At 59.7% G+C, this 20,578-nt stretch carries 18 protein-coding genes; 2 read left to right on the top strand and 16 right to left on the bottom strand.

Annotated features, from left to right (window positions below; translation table 11 throughout):
• Window positions 1–4: 4 nt before the first annotated feature.
• Entirely contained in the window at window positions 5–631 is a 627-nt protein-coding gene (locus ACXX9E_RS06790) for a class I SAM-dependent methyltransferase (RefSeq protein ID WP_128616560.1), read from the top strand.
• A 202-nt stretch (window positions 632–833) separates the two neighbouring features.
• On the opposite strand, the gene ACXX9E_RS06785 is transcribed toward ACXX9E_RS06790, so the two are convergent.
• The 3 genes from ACXX9E_RS06785 to ACXX9E_RS06775 are packed head-to-tail and all read right to left on the bottom strand — an operon-like array spanning window position 834 to window position 6,042.
• A complete protein-coding gene (locus ACXX9E_RS06785) occupies window positions 834–3,881 on the bottom strand; it encodes an efflux RND transporter permease subunit (protein ID WP_128616561.1) in 3,048 nt (1,015 codons plus the stop codon).
• On the bottom strand, window positions 3,878–4,942 hold the full coding sequence (locus ACXX9E_RS06780; protein WP_128616562.1) for an efflux RND transporter periplasmic adaptor subunit: 1,065 nt from the start codon (window positions 4,940–4,942) through the stop codon (window positions 3,878–3,880). Before ACXX9E_RS06780 ends, ACXX9E_RS06785 begins: the two co-directional genes overlap by 4 nt.
• Window positions 4,939–6,042, bottom strand: a complete 1,104-nt coding sequence (locus ACXX9E_RS06775) for an efflux RND transporter periplasmic adaptor subunit (protein WP_128616563.1) — start codon at window positions 6,040–6,042, stop codon at window positions 4,939–4,941. The genes ACXX9E_RS06780 and ACXX9E_RS06775 overlap by 4 nt, the downstream gene beginning before the upstream one ends.
• Before the next feature lie 259 nt (window positions 6,043–6,301).
• Here ACXX9E_RS06775 and ACXX9E_RS06770 point away from each other — a divergent pair, with 259 nt between their 5' ends.
• Complete coding sequence (locus ACXX9E_RS06770) at window positions 6,302–7,462, top strand: AAA family ATPase (protein WP_186748055.1); 1,161 nt, start codon at window positions 6,302–6,304, stop codon at window positions 7,460–7,462.
• Window positions 7,463–8,575: 1,113 nt separating this feature from the next.
• Here the strand turns inward: ACXX9E_RS06770 and ACXX9E_RS06765 are convergent.
• From ACXX9E_RS06765 to ACXX9E_RS06705, 13 genes are all read right to left on the bottom strand, one after another.
• Window positions 8,576–9,448 (bottom strand): transporter substrate-binding domain-containing protein, encoded by an 873-nt coding sequence (locus tag ACXX9E_RS06765; RefSeq protein WP_336348006.1) that lies wholly within the window; start codon window positions 9,446–9,448, stop codon window positions 8,576–8,578.
• Window positions 9,445–10,227, bottom strand: a complete 783-nt coding sequence (locus ACXX9E_RS06760; protein ID WP_123470498.1) for an amino acid ABC transporter ATP-binding protein — start codon at window positions 10,225–10,227, stop codon at window positions 9,445–9,447. The genes ACXX9E_RS06765 and ACXX9E_RS06760 overlap by 4 nt, the downstream gene beginning before the upstream one ends.
• Window positions 10,224–10,883 (bottom strand): amino acid ABC transporter permease, encoded by a 660-nt coding sequence (locus ACXX9E_RS06755; protein WP_047290785.1) that lies wholly within the window; start codon window positions 10,881–10,883, stop codon window positions 10,224–10,226. The genes ACXX9E_RS06760 and ACXX9E_RS06755 overlap by 4 nt, the downstream gene beginning before the upstream one ends.
• Window positions 10,864–11,529 carry an amino acid ABC transporter permease gene (locus ACXX9E_RS06750; protein WP_123470496.1) on the bottom strand — a complete coding sequence of 222 codons (666 nt, stop codon included), beginning with the start codon at window positions 11,527–11,529 and terminating at the stop codon, window positions 10,864–10,866. The genes ACXX9E_RS06755 and ACXX9E_RS06750 overlap by 20 nt, the downstream gene beginning before the upstream one ends.
• 430 nt (window positions 11,530–11,959) lie before the next feature.
• Window positions 11,960–13,102, bottom strand: coding sequence for an IS481 family transposase (locus ACXX9E_RS06745; protein WP_409202038.1), 1,143 nt, complete (start codon window positions 13,100–13,102; stop codon window positions 11,960–11,962).
• A 338-nt stretch (window positions 13,103–13,440) separates the two neighbouring features.
• A complete protein-coding gene (locus tag ACXX9E_RS06740; protein WP_123470494.1) occupies window positions 13,441–14,238 on the bottom strand; it encodes a MetQ/NlpA family ABC transporter substrate-binding protein in 798 nt (265 codons plus the stop codon).
• Between the two features lie 168 nt (window positions 14,239–14,406).
• On the bottom strand, window positions 14,407–15,339 hold the full coding sequence (locus ACXX9E_RS06735; protein ID WP_222833897.1) for a sigma 54-interacting transcriptional regulator: 933 nt from the start codon (window positions 15,337–15,339) through the stop codon (window positions 14,407–14,409).
• A gap of 59 nt (window positions 15,340–15,398) precedes the next feature.
• Window positions 15,399–15,980 (bottom strand): alpha/beta hydrolase, encoded by a 582-nt coding sequence (locus ACXX9E_RS06730; protein WP_458555208.1) that lies wholly within the window; start codon window positions 15,978–15,980, stop codon window positions 15,399–15,401.
• A gap of 364 nt (window positions 15,981–16,344) precedes the next feature.
• The gene (locus ACXX9E_RS06725; protein ID WP_123470489.1) at window positions 16,345–16,746 is read right to left on the bottom strand and encodes an ExbD/TolR family protein; all 402 of its coding nucleotides are present in this window, start codon (window positions 16,744–16,746) and stop codon (window positions 16,345–16,347) included.
• Between the two features lies 1 nt (window position 16,747).
• The gene (locus ACXX9E_RS06720; protein ID WP_128614635.1) at window positions 16,748–17,473 is read right to left on the bottom strand and encodes a MotA/TolQ/ExbB proton channel family protein; all 726 of its coding nucleotides are present in this window, start codon (window positions 17,471–17,473) and stop codon (window positions 16,748–16,750) included.
• A gap of 45 nt (window positions 17,474–17,518) precedes the next feature.
• A complete protein-coding gene (locus tag ACXX9E_RS06715) occupies window positions 17,519–18,328 on the bottom strand; it encodes an energy transducer TonB (RefSeq protein WP_458555207.1) in 810 nt (269 codons plus the stop codon).
• Window positions 18,329–18,706: 378 nt separating this feature from the next.
• Entirely contained in the window at window positions 18,707–19,033 is a 327-nt protein-coding gene (locus tag ACXX9E_RS06710) for a hypothetical protein (RefSeq protein WP_123470484.1), read from the bottom strand.
• A 189-nt stretch (window positions 19,034–19,222) separates the two neighbouring features.
• Window positions 19,223–20,566, bottom strand: a complete 1,344-nt coding sequence (locus ACXX9E_RS06705; RefSeq protein ID WP_123470482.1) for an aryl-sulfate sulfotransferase — start codon at window positions 20,564–20,566, stop codon at window positions 19,223–19,225.
• Window positions 20,567–20,578 lie beyond the last annotated feature (12 nt).

The raw sequence follows: 20,578 nt of genomic DNA, 5'->3' as shown, positions 1-20,578 counted from the left end.
GACCATGAAGCAGACCCCCAGCGATCTCGAACAGATCACCGCCACCACCCTCGGCCATTACAACTCGGTGGCCGAAGACTTCCGCGAAGGCACCCGCGATCACGACGTCAGCCAGAACATCAATGCATTGCTGCGGCATATTCAAGGCACGGCGCCGTTCACGGTTCTGGACTTTGGCTGTGGCCCGGGACGGGATTTGCAGACGTTCACGCGCATGGGTCACATCGCCGTCGGGCTGGATGGTTCGCAAGAGTTTGCGCGAATGGCCCGCGAGGACAGTGGCTGTGAAGTGTTGCAGCAGGACTTTCTGAAGCTCGATCTGCCGGCTGAACGCTTCGACGGGATCTTTGCCAATGCGGTGCTTTTTCATGTGCCGTTGCAGGAGTTGCCACGGGTATTGAAGCAATTGCACGGCGCGTTGAAACCGGGTGGCGTGTTGTTCAGCTCCAATCCGCGCGGGGATAACCAGGAGGGCTGGAACGGGCCGCGGTATGGCTCGTATCACGATCTTGAGGCGTGGCAAGGGTTGCTGACGGCGGCGGGGTTTGTCGAGCTTGAGCATTACTACCGCCCGGCGGGATTACCGCGTGAGCAGCAGCCTTGGTTAGCAAGCGTTTGGCGTAAGGCTTGAGTTGAGTCAGCCCCCCCCTCACCCTGACCCTCTCCCAAAGGGAGAAGGGGCCGATTGGGGGATATTGATGAAGTACGCCGACTTGACCCAACGTGGCTGAACCCATAATCGACCCGATTTTTCAGGTCGATAAATAGCGCCAGACACCTCGGTCCGTCCCCTCTCCCTTTGGGAGAGGGCCAGGGTGAGGGCCGCTGTTGACTCAATCCTTCTTCGGTTCGCGGATCTTGTACCAGGCCACATACAGCGCCGGCAGGAACAGCAGCGTCAGCAGCGTCGCCACCACAATCCCGCCGATCATCGCGTACGCCATCGGCCCCCAGAACACTTCCCGGGCAATCGGGATCATGCCCATGCTCGCCGCCGCTGCAGTCAGCAGGATCGGCCGGCGCCGGTGCTCGGTCGCTTCCACCACCGCATCCCACGGCGCAGAACCGTTTCGCTCGAACTCGTCGATCTGCGTTACCAGGATCACCGAGTTACGGATGATGATGCCGATCAGCGCCAGAATCCCCAGGATCGCCACGAAGCCCATCGGCGTGCCCGTCGGCACCAGCGCCAGCACCACGCCGATCAGCCCCAGCGGCGCGACACTCGCCACCAGGAACATCTTCTGCACGCTGTGCAACTGGATCATCAGGAAGGTCGCCATCAGGAACAGCATCAATGGCAGCACCTTGGCAATCGGCCCCTGAGCCTTGCCGCTCTCCTCGACCGTACCGCCGGTGGCGACTTTGTAACCGACCGGCAGTTTTTCCGCGAAGGCATCAATCGACGGCTTGAGAAGTTTCACCAGGTCGGTCGGCTGGATCTCGTCGCGCACCGATGCCTTGATGGTGATGGTCGGCAAGCGGTCGCGGCGCCATACCAGCGGCTGTTCCAGCTCATAACGCACGGTGGCGAACGCGAGTAGCGGAATCGACGTGCCGTTCGGTGTGACGATCTGCAAATTCTGCAGGGTTTCCGGCGTGCCGCGTTCCGAGCTCACCGCACGGCCGACCACGTTGATCAAGTAAATATCATCGTTGACCTGAGTCAGCGGCGCGCCACTGACAATGCTGTTCATCAGGTTCGCCACGTCTTCGGACGACAGCCCGAGCTGGCGTGCCTTGTCCTGGGCGATGTCGATGCGCAGGACTTTGCCCGGCTCGTTCCAGTCGTAAATGATCTCGCCGATGTGCGGGTTCTTGTCCAGTTCGGTGGCCAGGTCGATGGCGTGCCTGCGCACCTGATCAATGTCCTTGCCGCTGATCCGGTACTGGATCGGCCGCCCCACCGGCGGGCCCATTTCCAGCGCCTGCACGTAACTGCCGATACCGACGAAATCCTTGTGCAGGCGTTCGCGCAGGCGCTGACTCAGCGCTTCGCGGGCCTCGAAGTCTTTGCTGACGATGACCAGTTGCGCGTAGTACGGGTTCTGCAATTGCTGGTCGAGCGGCAGGTAGAAACGGATTGCACCCTGACCGATGTAGGTGCTCCAGCGCACGATGTCCGGGTCGCCCTTGAGCGTGGCTTCGAGTTTGTCGACGGCCTTGCGGGTTTCGTCGATGGAGGCGTTTTGTGGCAAGTTCAGATCGACCAGAATTTCCGGGCGATCCGAGGACGGGAAAAACTGGTTCTGCACGAAGCGCATGCAGAACACGGCCAGCACAAACAGCAGCACGGTGATGCCGATCGCCCACCAGCGATTGCGCATGCACCACAGCAAACCGCCATTGAAGGCCCGACCGACGCGACCCGGCTCGGCTTCATGGGGTTTCACATTGGTGCTGAGAATGTGCACACCGATCACCGGGGCAAAGAACACCGCCACCACCCACGACACGATCATCGCCACGGCAATCACGGCGAACAGGGTGAAGGTGTACTCACCCGCAGAACTGGCGTTGAGGCCGATGGGCACGAAACCGGCCACCGTCACCAGCGTACCGGTGAGCATCGGAAACGCCGTGGAGGTGTAGGCGAACGTGGCCGCCTGCTCCTTGCTTTCGCCCATTTCCAGGCGCGTGACCATCATTTCCACCGTGATCATCGCATCGTCCACCAACAGGCCGAGGGCAATGATCAACGCGCCGAGGGAAATCCGTTGCATGGTGATGCCGCTGTATTCCATGAACACAAACACCATCGCCAGCACCAGCGGGATCGAGCACGCCACCACCAGCCCGGCGCGCACGCCGAGGCTGATGAAGCTCACCACCAGTACGATGATCACCGCCTCGAACAGCGCGCTGGTGAAGCCACCGACGGCCTCTTCCACCACCACCGCCTGATCGGACACGGTGTGCACGCCGACGCCGACCGGCAGATCGGCCGTCAGCTCGTCGATGCGCTGGTGCAGGGCCTTGCCGAACGCCTGAACGTTGCCGCCCTTCTGCATGGCAATCGCCAGACCGATCGCCGGTTTGCCGTCAAAGCGAAATTCAGGCGTGGCCGGATCGACGTAACCCCGGCTGATGTCGGCGATGTCGGCCAGGCGATAGAAACGGTCGTTGAGCTTGAGATTGACCTCGGCCAGATCTTTCTCCGAAGCGAACTGCCCCGAGGTGCGCACGGATATGCGCTCCGGCCCGGCCTCGATGACACCGGCCGGGGTCACGGCGTTCTGCGATTGCAGGCTCTGCACCACCTGACGCTGATCGATGCCTAACGCTGCGAGTTTGCGGGTGGAGAAATTCAGGTAAATCACTTCGTCCTGCTGGCCGATCATTTCGATCTTGCCCAGCCCCGGTACATTGCGGATCTCGGCTCGCGCCTGTTCCACATAGTCGCGTAACTGGCGCATGGTCAGGCCGTCGGCGGTGAAGGCATACACCGAACCGTACACATCACCGAATTCGTCGTTGAACCCCGGCCCTTGAATGCCCTTGGGAAACTGCCCGCGAATGTCATCTATTTTCTTGCGCACCTGGTACCAGATTTCCGGGATGTCCTTGGCGCTGGTGGTGTCGCGCAAGTACACGTACACCGTCGATTCGCCGGGGCGCGTGTAGCTTTTCACGTAGTCGAGGGAGTCGAGTTCTTCGAGTTTTTTCTCGATGCGGTCGGTGACCTGCTTGAGGGTTTCCTCCTGGGTCGCACCCGGCCATTTGGTCTGGATCACCATGGTCTTGATGGTGAACGACGGGTCTTCCTCGCGCCCCAGATTGAAGTACGAGAACACCCCCATCAACAACGCGACGAACATCAGATACCAGACGAAAGACTGATGCTTGAGGGCCCATTCGGAGAGGTTGAAAGAGCCTTTCATTGACTGTCCTCGTCAAGTTTCACGGATTGTCCGGGTTTGAGACTGTTGACGCCGGCGCTGACCACGCGCTCACCGTTCTTCACGCCGCCCGCGAGCACCACGCTGCCGTCGGTGCGGCTGATCACGCTGACGTCGCGCGGGCTGACGGTTTTGCTTTGGGTGTCGATGACCCAGATACGGGATTTGCCATCGACTTCCTGCAGCGCGGTGGCGGGCAATTCGATGCGCGGTTTGATCGCCGAACTGAGGGTCACGCTGATCGCCGTGCCGAGACGGAAACCGTCCGGGGTGTCGGCCAGGGTCAGCCGTGCGCGACGGGTGCGGGTGGCGCTTTGTGCCTGCGGCTCGATCTCGCGCAGGGTCGCCGTGGTGTTGATGCTCGGGTCGAGTTGCCCGGCCACCAGAAACACCACATCGGAAGGGATCTCATCGACCAGGGTGTCCGGCAGGTCGATCACCGCTTCCTTGATATCCGGTTGCGCCAGGGTCACCACTTGCTGCCCCGCCGTCACCACCTGCCCGGCCTCGGCGTTCCACGCGGTGACCACCGCTTTGTGGTCTGAACGCAGTTCGGTGTAGCCGAGCTGATCCTTGCTTTGATTGACCGCCGCGCGCGCCTGATCCAGTGAGGCCTGGGTGGTTTTCAGGTCGGTGGTGGCAATGTCCAGCTGCGCCTGCGCGCCCACGCCGCGATCAAACAGCGCCTGCTGCCGGCGGGCGTTGGCCTGGGCGTTGATCAGTTGTGCCTGGACCTTGGCCAGGTCGCCCTGGGCCGAACGCAACTGGTTCTGCTGATCGGACGGGTCGAGAGTGGCGAGCAGCGTGCCCTTTTGCACCTCGGCACCGACATCGACGTTACGGCTGGCGATACGTCCGCCCACGCGAAAGCCAGTGTTGCTTTCGTAACGCGCCTGAATGCTGCCGGCGAAACGGCCGAGGGTTTCCTCGTTCAGCGCCTGCACCTTGATCGACAGCACCGGCCGCACCGGCTCCGGTGGCGGCTCGTGTTTCGAACAGGCAGCGAGCAATACGCCGATGGATAACAGCCCCAGTCGCTTCATGGCTGTGCTCCCGGCTGCAGACTTTTGTAGGTGTTTTCGGCAATCTCGACCTTCATCCCCGGATGCAACAACTGGCCACCGGCGACAATGACTTTTTCCCCACCCTTGAGGCCATCGCTGATGACAACCTTGCCGATCAGGTAGCGGCCAACCGTCACGCTGTGCAACTGCGCCTCACCTTTTTCGTCGACCATCCACACCGCCGGATCGCTGATGTTTTTGGTCAGCGCCGACCACGGCAATTCCACCGCCGACTTGCCGCTGCCCTTGGCGGTGGCGCTGACCACCGAGCCCAGTTGCATGCCCTGTGGCAGGCTGTCGAGGGTGACTTTGACTTGCACCGTGCCGGACTGCGCCGACACCGCCGGGGTGATTTCACGCACCGTGCCGGTGGTCTTGATCGCGGGGTTGTCGAGTAGGCTGACGACAATCGAACGGTCCGCCGGGCGCTCGGCCAGCAGCGATTCGTAGACATTGAATACCGCATCGCGGGCGCCGTCGCGGGCCAGCGAGAAAATCGGCGCGGTGGCCTGCACCACTTGCCCGACTTCAGCCTGACGTTCGGTGATCACTCCCGGTGCATCGGCGATCAGCGCGGTATAACTCAACTGATCTTTGGCGTTGGCCAATTGCGCCTGCGCCGCGCTCAATGCGCTCTGGCTGCTGCGCAACGCCGCCTGGGCGGAATCGTATTCGCTCTGGCTGGTGTAACCCTTGGGCAGAAGTTTTTGCTGGCGCACGAACGCCGCCGCGCTCTGCTTGACCCGCGCCTGCTCGGCGATGACCTGGGCTTGCGCGGAATCGACGTTGGTCTGCAGGTCCTTGGGATCGAGTTTGGCCAACACCTGTTTGGCGCTGACCCGGTCGCCCACATCCACCATGCGCTGGATGATCTTGCCGCCGACCCGGAACGACAGTTCGGTCTGCACCCGGGCCTGAACGTCGCCGGTGAGGGTCACGGCTGGCGCGTAGTCAGCGGGTTTCACTTCTTGCACAAAGACCCGCGGCAGGTACTGCGCCGGGGCTTCTTTTTTGCCGCAAGCGGTCAGCAACGTAAGCAGGCTCAGCACGACAACTGTTTTCAATCCGGGACTCGCCATGCAGACTCCTTCCTGTGTACGAACGTGCAAGTGACGATACGACTGTGAGCTTAGAACAGGGTTCAACGTTCGCTCGCGGGAACAACGCATTTTCAAAATGATTTTTGCGGCGAAGGGGCTGGCTCCCGCTCGACTGCGCAACAGTCGCAAAACCGCTCGAATCGGGAGTTGGGCCAGCTTCGCAGCCCGGCGGGCTCAAGCTCCCTCGCCACAGGGCTGCAGGCACGGCACACTAACGGTTCCGGCAAAGGAAACGCCCATGCTCAAAACCCTGGCGGTGGCCAATTACCGCTCGATCAATAAATTGGTGATTCCGCTGGGCCGGCTGAACCTGATCACCGGCCCCAACGGCAGTGGCAAGTCCAACCTGTACCGTGCGCTGCGCCTGCTGGCGGAGACCGCTCAGGGCGGCGTGGTCAATGCGCTGGCGCGTGAAGGCGGGCTGGAGTCGACGTTCTGGGCCGGACCGGAAACCCTCACCCGGCGCATGCACAACGGCGATGTGGCGATCGAGGGCAGCGTGCGCCAGTCGCCGATGCGCCTGCGCATGGGATTTGCCGGGGAGGAGTTCAGTTATTCGATCGCCTTGGGTCTGCCCGCCCCGACCCGCTCGTTCTTTTCCCTCGACCCAGAGATCAAGCGCGAATGCATCTGGGCCGGACCACTGTATCGCCCCGCCAGTCTGCTGGTGGACCGCAATGGTCCGATGATCCGCGCTCGCGAGGGTCGAGGCTGGGACGTGCTGGCGCAGCACACGCCGAACTTCGACAGCCTGTTCGATCAGGTCGGCAGCCTGCGTAGCTCGCCAGAAGTGTTCCAGATGCGCGAGTTCATCCGCCGCTGGCGCTTCTACGATCACTTTCGCAGCGATGCCGACGCCCCGGTGCGCCAACCGCAACTGGGCACCCGCACGCCAGTGCTGCATCACGATGGCCGTGACCTGGCGGCAGCCTTGCAGACCATCATCGAAATCGGCGATCCGGAAGCATTGCACGCAGCAATCAGCGATGCGTTCCCCGGCGCCCGCCTGAATGTTACCCCCGTCGGCGGTGGACGTTTTGCCATCGAGTTTTATCAGGAAGGCTTGCTGCGGCCACTGTCGGCGGCAGAGCTGTCGGACGGAACATTGCGTTATCTGCTGCTGATCGCCGCGTTGCTGACGCCACGACCACCGTCGTTGATGGTGCTGAACGAACCGGAAACCAGCCTGCATCCGGACCTGTTGCCGGCGCTGGCACGATTGATCATCCGTGCATCGCAGCAGTGTCAGGTGTGGGTCGTGTCCCATGCGCGACGGTTGATTTCGGCGCTGCAGGAAGACCCGGAGTGCAATTGCATTGTGCTGGAGAAAACCCTGGGGCAGACCGGGATTGTCGGGCAGCGAGTGCTGGATGAACCGGCATGGAACTGGCCGGATTAAAAGCCCCTCACCCTAACCCTCTCCCGGAGGGAGAGGGGACTGATTGGGGGATGCTGGTGAATAGCGCCGACCTGAAAATGCTTCTGTGAATCCAAAATCGACCCGGTTTGTCAGGTCGATGTCTAAGCAGGACACCTCGGTCGGCTCCCTCTCCCGCAGCGAGAGGGATTGATTGGGGGATGCTGGTGATTTGCGCCGACCTGAAAATGCTTCTGTGAATCCATAATCGACTCGGTTTGTCAGGTCGATGTCTAAGCAGGACACCTCGGTCGGCTCCCTCTCCCGCAGCGAGAGGGATTGATTGGGGGATGCTGGTGATTTGCGCCGACCTGAAAATGCTTCTGTGAATCCATAATCGACTCGGTTTGTCAGGTCGATGTCTAAGCAGGACACCTCGGTCGGCTCCCTCTCCCGCAGCGAGAGGGACTGATTGAGGAAGGCTGGTGAATTACGCCGACCTGAAAATGCTTCTGTGAATCCATAATCGACCCGGTTTGTCAGGTCGATGCCTAATGCAGGACACCTCGGTCGGCTCCCTCTCCCGGAGGGAGAGGGGACTGATTGGGGGATGCTGGTGAATTACGCCGATCTGAAAATGCTTCTGTGAATCCATAATCGATCCGGTTTGTCAGGTCGATGTCTAAGCAGGACACCTCGGTCGGCTCCCTCTCCCGGAGGGAGAGGGGACTGATTGGGGAAGGCTGGTGAATTGCGCCGACCTGAAATGCTTCTGTGAATCCATAATCGACCCGGTTTGTCAGGTCGATGTCTAAGCAGGACACCTCGGCCGGCTCCCTCTCCCGCAGCGAGAGGGACTGATTGAGGAAGGCTGGTGAATTACGCCGACCTGAAAATGCTTCTGTGAATCCATAATCGACCCGGTTTGTCAGGTCGATGTCTAAGCAGGACACCTCGGTCGGCTTCCTCTCCCGGAGGGAGAGGGGACTGATTGGGGGATGCTGGTGAATTACGCCGACCTGAAATGCTTCTGTGAATCCATAATCGACCCGGTTTGTCAGGTCGATCTCTAATGCAGGACACCTCGGTCGGCTCCCTCTCCCTCCGGGAGAGGGCTGGGGTGAGGGGCAGGCCTCACCACGACTCAACAGACAATCACCCCTGCCACTTGCCACCCTCGACAATCACGCTCTCAGGCTTGGTGTCATCGCTCAGTTCCTTACGCACATATTGGTCGTACAGTTTGAGCAGATACTTCTCCTCGCCCAGCTTGGTCAGCTCGCTATTCACCCAGTCACGCAGCTCGATATTGCCCTTCTTCACCGCCGGCGCAATCGGTGCTTCTGCACCGAGTTTTTCGTCCAGCACGCGGTAGCCCGGGTTCTGCTTGGCCCAGCTGAACAGCACCAGATTGTCCTGCGCATACGCATCGCCACGGCCATTGGCCAGGGCTTGCAGCGACTCGGTGTTTTTCTCGAACTTGAGCAGTTTCCAGTCCGGATGATTTTTGGTCAGCCAGATGTCCGCCGTGGTGCCGGTGGTCACGATGGTGGTGCGGGTGGCCAGATCATTGAGGCTCTTCACCGAACTGCTTTGCGGCACCAGCGCCTGCACCGCGACCTTGAGGTTCGGGTTGGTGAATTCCACCGCGTCCTTGCGCTCCGGGGTCACGGTCATGTTGGCGAGGATCAGGTCGACCTTGTCGCTTTGCAGGAACGGAATGCGGCTCGCCGGCTCCACGGCAACGAACTCGACCTTGTTCTCGTCACCGAGCAGATCCTTGGCGAAACGCCGACCGATGTCGGTGTCGAAGCCGACGTAGCGTCCGGCCTCATCGACGAAACCGAACGGTGGCTTGTCGGTGAAGACGCCGACGATCAGTTTGTCGCGGGCCTTGATCTTGTCCAGATAACCGGCCGGCGCGGTGCTTTCGCTGGCGACTTTCGGCTTCGGCGGTTCTTCGGTTTTGCTGCAACCGGCAAGTAAGGCGAGGCTCAGCAGGGGCAGTAAAAAAGCGGCAGTTTTCATAACGGTTCCAGTTCCTTTGTCGGATTCGTTTTTGGCAGTGTTGCAACGAAGGAGAACTTCTCCAGAAACTGCTGCGCGCGTGCGGTTTGCGGGTTCGTAAAGAAAATCTCGGGCGGGTTCTGTTCAAGGATGCGCCCGGCATCCATGAACACGATGCGGTCGGCCACCGCGCGGGCGAAGGCCATTTCGTGGGTGACGATCAGCAGGGTCATGCCCTCGCGGGCCAGGCCCTGAATCACTTGCAGCACTTCCTTGACCATTTCCGGGTCGAGGGCCGCGGTGACTTCATCGAAGAGCATGACCCGCGGGTTCATGCACAACGAACGGACGATGGCGATGCGTTGCTGCTGGCCGCCGGAGAGCTGGCGTGGAAACGCATCGCGCTTGTCCGCCAGGCCCACCCGTTCGAGCAGGGCTTCGGCCTGCTGCTGCGCTTCGCGGCGCTGACGTTTCTGCACCTTGAGCGGGCCGAGCAGCAAATTGTCGAGCACGCTCATGTGCGGGAACAGGTGATAACTCTGGAACACCATGCCGATCTGCTGACGGATTTCACGCCAGTCAGTGGCCTTGTCCAGCAGCTCGCGGCCGACAAATTTCAGGCTGCCGCTGTGGGCCTGTTCCAGACCATTGAGGCAACGCAGCAAGGTGCTTTTGCCGCAGCCGCTGGGGCCGAGAATGACGATCACTTCGCCGCTGCGCACTTGCAGGTCGATGCCGTTGAGCACCTGCTGCTCGCCGTAGAATTTGTTGAAGCCGTGAAACTCGATCAATGCGCTCATGCTTGCGTCCAGCGCCGCTCCAGCACGCGCGAGGCGGCCGACAGCGGGTAGCAGATGAAAAAGAAAAACAGGAACAGCGCGCCGTAGATCAACACCGATTCGTAGGTGCGCTCGATGATCTGCTGGCCGACCTTGATCACATCGACCACGCCGATCAGCACCGCCAGCGAACTGGTCTTGATGATCCGCGTGTAGACGTTGATGGTCGGCGGCGTCATGCGTTTCAGCGCTTGCGGCAACAGCACGTAGCCGTAGAGCTGCGCAGCGTTCAGGCCGATCGACAGCCCTGCTTCACGCTGCCCGCGCGGTAACGAATGCAGCGCCCCACGCGCCACCTCGCCGACCTCGCTGGCGCCCCACAGCGACAGCACCAGCACCGCACACCAGAAGCTCGGCAGGCTCAGGCCGAAGAAAATCGGCAGGCCGAAAAACAGCAGGTACAACCAGACCAGCACCGGGATCGCCCGGAACAGCTCCAGATACACTCGCAGGATTGCGTTCAGCCACGTCACGTTGAGCGTGCGCAACACGCCGTAGAGCACACCGCCGACGGTGCTGATAGCAATGCTCAGGAACGAGATCGACAAGGTTTGCCCGGCGCCTTTTGCCAGTTGTGGCAACGACACCCAGAGCAGTTCAAGACCCGAACTGGCCATGCTGGAGCCTCCTTTCCAGACGGCTGAGCAGCAGCGACAGCGGCAAGAACAGCAGCACGCAAATCAGCGTCAACACGGCGAGCATTTCGTAGGTTTTGTAGTAGAGCGCGATGTAGCTCTTGGTGGTGTAGAGGATTTCCGGCACGGCCACCGCCGAGACCACGGTGGTTTCCTTGAGCAGGAAAATGAAATTGGCGAACAGCGACGGCAGGCTGAGGATCCCCGCTTGCGGCAGGATCACGTAGCGCAGCAACTGGCCGTGGGACAGGCCGATGGAGCGCCCCGATTCCAGCTGCGCCTGCGGTACGGCATCGACGCCGGCACGCAGCACTTCGGTGAGGTAGGCGCCACCGAGAAACGTCATGGTGATGATCGCGGCAGTGAAACCGGACACCTTGATGCCGATGGCCGGCAAGGCGAAGTAGACGAAGAACAGCTGAATCAGCAGCGGCGTGTTGCGCGCCAGTTCCACATACAGGCCGACGGCGCGCTGCAGGTAAGGCGTGCGGAACACCAGAATCGTCGCATTGAGCAACGCCACCAGCAGCGAGGTGCCGATGGCGATGAAACCGACCTGCAGCGTCACGCCCACGGCTTTGAGAAACGCCGGCAGCGTGCTGAGGATGAACGCGTAATCGAGAGTCATGAAACGTCCTGTACGCCGCTTGATAAGCGACGGTGGTGCAGTCCATGGGCAGCGGGTGGCTGTCCGGCAGGAGGTGACTTTATAGGTATAAAAAAGAGAATTTAAATACCGTTAAAGCATATTGATATCACCCAAAAAACTATCTTGTGGGTTTGCCGGGAAGGAATAAGAAGGCTATTTTCCTTTGCGCTGTAGGAAGGATCTTTTTTGCACGAAAGCCCTCCAAGGACGAACAGCTTTTGGCCAGACTCCCCCGGCCAAACCCTTACAAGGAAGACAACATGGACGTAAAAGTGCCGCAGCGACTGGATCCGCAGGACATTGTGAAATTGCTCGTGGCGTTGAGGCGGGCGTTGAAGGCTGCAGCGTAAGTCAAAAGCCCCTCACCCCAGCCCTCTCCCTGTATGTACCGGAGACATGGTGGACGGTTTTAGATCTTCTTACCTGCTGTAACGATCTGCAAGTTCAAGTCGATTCGGGCGATGCGATGTCTACTCCAGTAGACATCGTGGATGCCGTCCTCCGTCGTTTCCCGGATAGCTACTGACTTCCCGTAAAAAGCTTTCCCGACTGTGTATTCACGGTTCCTCCAGTAGATCTCGCCCTTTACCTGAACCTTCCTGACCACATCACCATCGTCGTACTCCGGCGCTGCGGGTTGCTCCTGATATTCCCTTGAGCTGCTGCTGTACCGAGTAGCAGGAACCTGCATGTCCAGCGCTTGATGCGGGCGCTTCTGGTTGTAAATATCACGCCAGATATCAAACGCCCGTTGCGCGCTGTTGAGATCGTTAAAGTGCTGACCCTGGAGGACTTCATTTTTCAGACTGCGGTGGAAGCGTTCCAGCTTTCCTTGGGTTTGCGGATGATAAGGTCGTGAGTGGCCGACCTTGATGCCTTGACTCATCAGCCAGACCTCCAGCGCGGTATAAACGCCTGTCTGATCACCCCATGGAGAGCCGTTGTCCATCGTCATGCGCAAAGGCAGGCCATAGCGCCGAAAGGCCCGGACCAGATGCTCCTGGACGGTGTCGCGCTGCTCATTGATACACGCCGCGATGCACAGTGAAAACCGCGAATGATCGTCCAGCATCGTCAACGGATGGCAACGCCCCTGACCCAGACTGATATGCCCCTTGAAGTCCATCTGCCAAAGATCGTTGGGCGCTTCATGCTCAAAACGGATAAACGGTTTGATCTCGGCGGCCTTTGGATCAACGCGTGAATGACGCTGTAAAACCGCATGCACGGTACTGACCGAAGGCATCACTAAGCCGTTGTCTTCCAACACACGTTTGAGCTTGCGAGCGCCCCAGGCCGCGTACTCCTGACTCACGGTCAGAATCTGCTGTTCAACCTCATCAGCACATCGCTTGGGTGATGTCTTCGGTCGTCGAGACTGATCGTTCAGTCCTTCTGCACCCAGGTTTTCAAACCTGTTAAGCCATTTATAGGCGGTGCTTGGGCTGATATTAAATCGACGGCAAAGCTGCCGGACATTGGCCCCTTCTTGCCGAGCCAAAAGCACGAATTCTGAACGAAGCTGCACAGTGGACACCTCTTCCCAAGACACAGGTCATCTCCTTAGTGATGAGCAATGTGCCTATTAAAAAGTGTCCACCATGTCTCCGAACACCTGTCCACCATGTGTCCGGTACATACACTCCCCGAGGGAGAGGGGGCTGACCGAGGTGTCTGGCGTCATACATCGACCTGAAAGACCGAGTCGATTATGGATTCAGCAAAGATCTTTCACGTCGGCGTATTGCGTCAATATCCCCCATTCAGTCCCCTCTACCTCTGGGAGAGGGTTAGGGTGAGGGCCGCTTTCCGCACGCACACAAAAACGCCGATGCCCATCACTGGCCATCGGCGTTTTCACACCTTGAAGGGGTTCACTCAAGCGTCAGATCAGAACGCCGGCAATACCGCGCCGTTGTACTTCTTCTCGATAAACGCTTTGACTTCCGGGCTGGTCAGGGCAGCGGCCAGTTTCTTGATGGCGTCGCTGTTCTTGTTGTCCTCACGGGCCACCAGGAAGTTCACGTAAGGCGAATCGGCGCCTTCGATCACCAACGCATCCTTGGTCGGATTCAGCTTGGCTTCCAGCGCGTAGTTGGTGTTGATCATGTCCAGATCAACTTCCTTCAGCACACGTGGCAGCAGGGCCGATTCCAGTTCCTTGAACTTGAAGTTGTGCGGGTTCTTGGCGATGTCTTTCGGGGTCGCCAGGGCGTTTTTCGGATCTTTCAGCTCGATCAGGCCAGCCTTTTGCAGCAGGATCAGGGCGCGACCGCTGTTGCTGCCTTCGTTAGGGATCGCGATGGTCGCGCCGTCAGGCAGTTCAGCCAGGGTCTTGTACTTGCTCGAGTAGCCACCGAACGGTTCAACGTGCACGCCTTGCACGGTGACCAGGTACTTGGACTTGTCATCCTTGTATTTGCCAGCGTTGAAGCTGTCCAGGTACGGCTTGGTCTGGAAGTAGTTGGCGTCCAGGCGCTTTTCGCCCACTTGCACGTTCGGCTGCACGTAGTCGGTGAAGACTTTGATTTCCAGATCCACGCCTTCTTTGGCCAGGGTCGGCTTGATCAGCTCGAGGATTTCGGCGTGCGGCACCGGGGTCGCCGCGACCACCAGTTTCTCGCCAGCGTTGGCCAGGGAAGCAGTCAGAGCAGCCGCCAGTGCGGTAAACAACAGAACCTTTTTCATGCAGTGTCCTTATCGAAAATCACGGTCGCAGAGGGCGACGGCTATTTAATACGTGTGCCAGTGAAGTGCTATCTCTGGCGTGAAGCGGACAATACCGGGATTTTTTATTCCCGGACAATAACGTTTATTCACTTTGATATTCCATTTTGCTCATACAGGACAAAACGGTCACAAGCGCTGACTCAAACCAATCAGCAAATCTTTCAACGCCTTACGCTCGTCAACGCTGCCGCCGATGTTGATCTGCGTGACCAGTCGTTCGATCTGCAGGTGCGGGCCAGAAGCGTCGGGCAGGTTCAGGTGTTCCGGGAGAATTTCCTCCCCAGTGCTGACCAACAGCGCAAAGTGAATGACGTTTTCCAGCTCGCGGGTGTTGCCCGGCCAGCTGTGGCGCTCCAGCAGATGTTGCGCCGCTTCGCTGATCAACGGCACCGGCAGGTCGAGACGCTGGCTGTAGATGCCGAGAAAATATTCGGCCAATGACAGGATGTCGCCGATTCGCTCGCGCAGCGCCGGCAGTTCCAGTTGCCCTTCGCTGAGGTAGTGATAGAGCCGTTCGTGGAATTTCCCCGCGTCCACCGCTTGCGCCAGGTCGATGCTGGTCGCCGCCACCAGGCGCACGTCCACCGGACTCGGCTGATGGGCGCCGACGCGGGTGACTTCGTGGTTTTCCAGAGCGGCGAGCAATTTGATCTGGATCGGCAGCGGCAGGTCGCCGATTTCATCCAGGTACAAGGTGCCGCCATTGGCCGAACCGAACCAGCCGGCACGGCTGCTGGCCGAACCGGCGTAACTGCCGGCGGCATAGCCGAACAGCTCGGCATCGGCGTAGGTCGGGCTGATCGCGCCGCAATTGACCGAAACGAACAGACCGCTGCGATCACTGGCGCGGTGGATGTGGCGGGCGAGCAGTTCTTTACCCGTACCGGTCTCACCGCGAATCAGCACCGAGATCGAACGCGGGGCCAGTTGCTCCAGCTCTTCACGCAACTGACGCGAGCGCGGATCGACAAACACCAGCGCCTTGGCGCGGATGCTCAGGGGACTTTTTTCCGCATCGGGAAAGGTCAGCAACGGCTGACCGAACGTTTCAAAACTCATGGCAGACTCCCGCCCACAACCGCCGGGAGACGGGGGCGATCAAAAAGAAAATGTACGACTCAGGCGCGACGCCGCGCGTGATGCTCCAGGCGGTTTTGCAGGCGATAGAGGTAGGCGAAACCCTGCTCCCAGCGCTGATGCCCGGACTTGACGTTGATATGCCCGGCCCCGGAAAGAATCCCCGCTTCGGCGCCCCAGTTACGCGCCAGTTCCAGCGCACGCGAAGCGCTGACAGCGGCGTCGTTGTCGGAGGCGACCACATGACTCGGAAACGGCAATAAATCCATCGGGATCGGCGCGAAATTGCGCAGCGCCGGCGCACAGGTCGGGCGCTCGACATCCGCCGGCGCAACGAGCAAGGCACCGCGGACCTGACGCAGGTACTGCACAGGCGCAGTGGCCGCCCAATGCGCAACGGTGACGCAGCCGAGGCTATGAGCGATGAGGATCACCGCGGTGCTGTCGGCGGCAATGGCTTCGGCCAGTGCGGCAACCCAGTCTTCCCGGCGCGGCGTCAGCCAATCGGCCTGCTCCACCCGCGCGCTGTTCGGCAGGCTGTTCTGCCAGTGGGTTTGCCAATGATCTTCTGGCGATCCTTGCCAGCCCGGCACAATCAGGTAACGGATTGATTCGTTGCGCATGGGGAGCTCTCCTGCGGCGTGTCTGTTCCTGATCGAGTATAGGGAGGGGATTTATATTCGTTAAGGAATAAGAAGCTATTTATTAAGACCTGAAATGAATATGCGATGTGTGCATGGCTTGAAATCTTTTTCCCCTCACCCCAACCCTCTCCCCAAGGAGGCGAGGGGGAAGGGAGCCGATCTTCATGCCGTTCAAATCTTGAGTTCGGCTCGAAATATCAGGTCGGCGTACCTGAACAATTACCTCGGTCAGTCCCCTCTCCCTCTGGGAGAGGGCTAGGGTGAGGGTTCTGCTTTTAATGCCAGGAATAAAAAAAGGGCCGCACCCTGCCAAGGAGACGGCCCCGGAAAAACGTTGAATCTGTTACCGCGCGGTGATCACCGACAATTTGGTAATTCCTGCCCGCTCGATCGAAGCCATGGCTCGCGCCACTTCGCCGTAGTTCACCCCGTCGTCGGCCTGCAGTTGCACGCGCACTTGCGGGTCTTTCGCCTTGGCCGACTTGAGGTTGAATTCCAGCACGTCCGGCTGAATCTCATCCTTGTTGATAAACAGCTTGCCGGCGCCGTCGATGCTCACCACCAGCGGGTCTTTCTGCTCGACCGGCGCCACCGCCTCGGTCTTCGGCAGGTTGATCGGAATCGCGTTGGTCAGCAGTGGCGCGGTCACGATGAACACCACCAGCAGCACCAGCATTACGTCCACCAGCGGCGTCACGTTGATCTCGCTGAGCACCTCGTCACTGTCTTGCGTGGAGAAGGCCATATCAGGACGCCTCCTTCACTTTTGCCGCAGTACCCGGGGCTGCAACCTTGTGCGCGGTCGGGTGAATCAGGACGCGGAACGCACTCTTCTGCGCCAGGCTGTAGAAGTCGTGGGCGAAGTCATCCAGATCCGCGGCGGTCAGTTTCAGACGCCGCAAAAAGTAGTTGTAAACCAGCACCGCCGGCACCGCGACGGCGATTCCCACGCCGGTGGCGACCAGTGCCGCGCCAATCGGGCCGGCCACGGTTTCCAGGCTGGCGGAACCGGCGGCGCTGATACCTTTCAACGCTTCCATGATTCCCCACACCGTGCCGAACAAACCAATGAACGGCGAGGTGCTGCCGATACTCGCGAGCACCGCCAGACCGGTTTCCAGCGAGCGGCGCTCACGGACGATCTGCTGACGCAAGGCACGTTCGAGTCGATCCTGATGGTTGATCGCCTGGCTCAGGTCATTGGCCTGCGGCGCCTCGCCCACCTGAATCGCCGCGTAACCCGCCTGGGCTACCCGGGCGGCGGCGCCGGGTTGGGTCTCGCTCAACTCGGCGGCAGCATCCAGACTCGACGCCGCCCAGAAGCGCTTATGAAACTTGCGATCCTGCGCCTTCAGACGACCGAACTGCACAGCCTTGAGCAGCGCCAGCCCCCAGGTCGCGACGGAAAAAACCACCAGCAGCCAGATCACCGCGCTTTCGATGGATTCCAGTGGAGATGCCAGTAACGTCATGATGTGTTCCCTCGTGTAAACATTTCGCGCGAATTTGGTTTCGGTTTAGTGAATCTTGAAGTCGATGGGCACGCTGACCCAGCCGTCCTGGGCGACATCACCCTGCTTGGCCGGGACAAAACTCCAACGTTTCACCGCATTCAACGCGGCGTCGTCGAGTGGTTGCCGGCCACTGCTTTTCTGAATCTGGATCTCACCCGGTTTGCCGCTGGCCAACACATGCACGCGCAGCAATACAGTGCCCTCCCAACCGCGACGCTGAGCCAGCGACGGATATTCCGGCGCCGGGTTCTTCAGGTACGCGGCGTTCGCTGATGCCGGCGTTAGCGGGGCCGGTGCGGGTGGAGCCGGTGGTGCAGGCGCCGCCACCGGCGCGGGCGGTTGTGGCGGCGCGGGCGGTTGCGCGACGGCTTTGGGCGCGGGCTTCGGCGCGGGTTTCACCACCGGCCTGGGTTTGGGAACCGGTTTCGGTGGCGGCGGTTTAACGGCCAGCTCGTCCTCCACCGGCGGCGGTGGTTCGACTACCGGCGCCGGTGGCGGCGGCTCGACCACTGGCGGCGCGGGAGGCGCCGGGCGCGAAAACTCGATGGTCATCGGTGGAATTTCCGGCGGCACAATCGGCAATGCCGGTGTCGGATGCTGATTGATCCAGTAGATCACCGCGCCATGCGCCAGCAGCGCCAGCACACCGAGCAGAAACTTTTCGCGCCGGCTCAGGATGCCCTTGGGCGCACGCTGCAAACGCAACTGCCCCAACGGCACGCGGTGGGGCCGGCCGAGATCGACCAGCTCACCACTCGGCGTCTGACGCCACAGCAATTCCTGTGCGCTCGCGGCGGTCTGGACATTGCCCATTGATTCACTCCCTGCGGTCTTTTTGCGTGCTCTACAAAAATGGCCTACCCACCGTTTATTGAACCCCCCACGGTGAATCGCTGGGTGAATCATTGGGCCTGGTGCTTATCTCCGAAAGTAATCTTTAATGTTATGGATAGGCTTTTATGGAATATAGAAACTGATCAATTTCGCCAAAGCCACGCGCCATAAGGGCTGCAGCGATGCAGCAAAAACCGCATGCCTTTCAGGCATTAAAAGTATTCCTGCAACGCATCAAATTCAGTTGACGCGGTTTCAGGGGACAACTCATAAAAATAGAGCGTTGATTATTAATATTCCCCAAAACAAAAAAGGCCGATGCACTTTCGTGCACCGGCCTTTTAATCAAATCAACCATTATTGCTTGATAAACTCTCCTGCCAGCCCCACAACGTCGCCATCAAAGTTGTTACGCGAACCCACCGCACGAACTTTAGAGTAGTTGTGATCAGGTGAGAACAGTGTCCACGACTGATAGCCTGTACCGTCATTCAGTGCGGTGAACGTGATGATCGTCGGCTGCCCGGTGCTGTTCTGGAAATGATAATGCCCGTAAGCGATGTCGTAATTCACGCCATTCTGGCTGAACTTGCCGCTGAAGGTACCGTTGGAGTCGTTGCCATCGGTAATCGTCAGTTTGGCGCCAGCGTTAGCGTTTACATAACTGCCATTAATGCTCGACATAACGAGATTTCCTTTATCGTTGGATAAGTTTCTTCCGATGAGAGCAAGTTTCCTCCTGGAAACTCACGACAGTCAGAATGGTTCGACATTCGTATATTGTCCAAGCCACTGACTAATGAATTTGCAATAAGCCCCTCTCATTAAGCTCATAACTTATCGCCATTCCGTAGAGCATTAATTCCATTTCTACTAACGGCTCGCGCTGGCTTGTTGCACGCCAATGGCAGGGGCAATCACTGCAGTCTCGGAACGTGGCGTTCCAAGTGGCACCCAGTCATAACTCACAGGCAGCGCCCGATACACCCAGTTGCTGATCGCATCGCTGCCCGGCGCCTTGCCCAGGTACGGGCTGACGTATTCCCAGACGTTTTCACCGCTCGCCGTGACCTGGAAAAACCGCCCGTTCATGCCTTCGTCGATCAGCGTATTGCCATTGGGCAGACGTCGCGCACTGCTGATGAACGAACTGTAGAACGCCCATCCCGGCTGCTTCGAATTGGCCGCACTGTACTGCCAGACGATTTCGTTTTTCTGCGGATCGATTTCCAGCACCCGCGAGCCGGAAATCAGCCCGAGGGGGACGTTCGGATATCCCGCCGAACCCTGATTGTCGAATACCAGCAGGTTGCCGGCACCAGGCAGCCCGGCCGGGATGATGTGCGCGTCATGCTGGCCGACAAACTGGTCCACCGGGCGCGGCAGTTTTTGCGCGGTTTTTGGGTTGATCAGCGGCAAGTTCGGGCCGAGGCGCCAGACCACTTTTCCGGTCTTTTTGTCGATGATTGCAATGAAGTTGGCGTTGCGCGAATCGAGCAGCAGATTGTCCGGATTGAAGCGCTTGTCGCCGGCATCGAACCACTTGTTTGGCCCGACCACACTGAGGTTGTTGATATGCAGGTAATCCGGGTTGTCGCTGGCGCGCACCTGTTTCAATTGCTCGGGGGTGAAGCCGAATTCGTTGAGGTGCTCTGAGGCTAGCCACTGCCATTTCACCTCACCGCCGGGGCTGACTTCATAGATCGCATCATCAATCACCTCGGGCGCTTTGAAGCCTTTGATCGTGTGCACCTTGTTCGCCAGCACCACCGTGTTGCCGTTGCTCAAACGGCGCTGATCATGGTGCTGTTGCGCCGCACCACCGGGCGCCTTGTCGCCCCACTGCCAGACCACTGTGCCGTTCCAGTCGAGCTCGCCAACACTCTGGTTGCCCAGCCCGTTGCCGGCCGAACCGAGTTTGCCCGGCTCCTTCGCACTCAGTTGCAGCAGCACATGCCCGCGCTCACCGCCAACCAGTTTCGGGTCGATGATGGCCGACGGAAAACCTTCCTGGGGCCAGGTTTTCACCTCATTGCCATTCATGTCGATCAGGTGCGTCTGCTTGTCGGCGCCACTGAAGATCACGTACTGATTGAACGCCTTGTCCGGGTCGTACCGGGTCACTCCGGTCGGGTACACGCTGGGCGCGGCGAACGCGCCGGCACTGAAGACCGCGCCTGACAGCAATACCGGTAAAGCGGTTTTGATGCGCAACATTGTGCAGCTCCT

Source organism: Pseudomonas sp. GNP014, assembly GCF_054344005.1.
The sequence above is the reverse complement of the archived record's forward strand: the minus strand, read 5'-3'. Positions and strand labels throughout refer to the sequence as shown.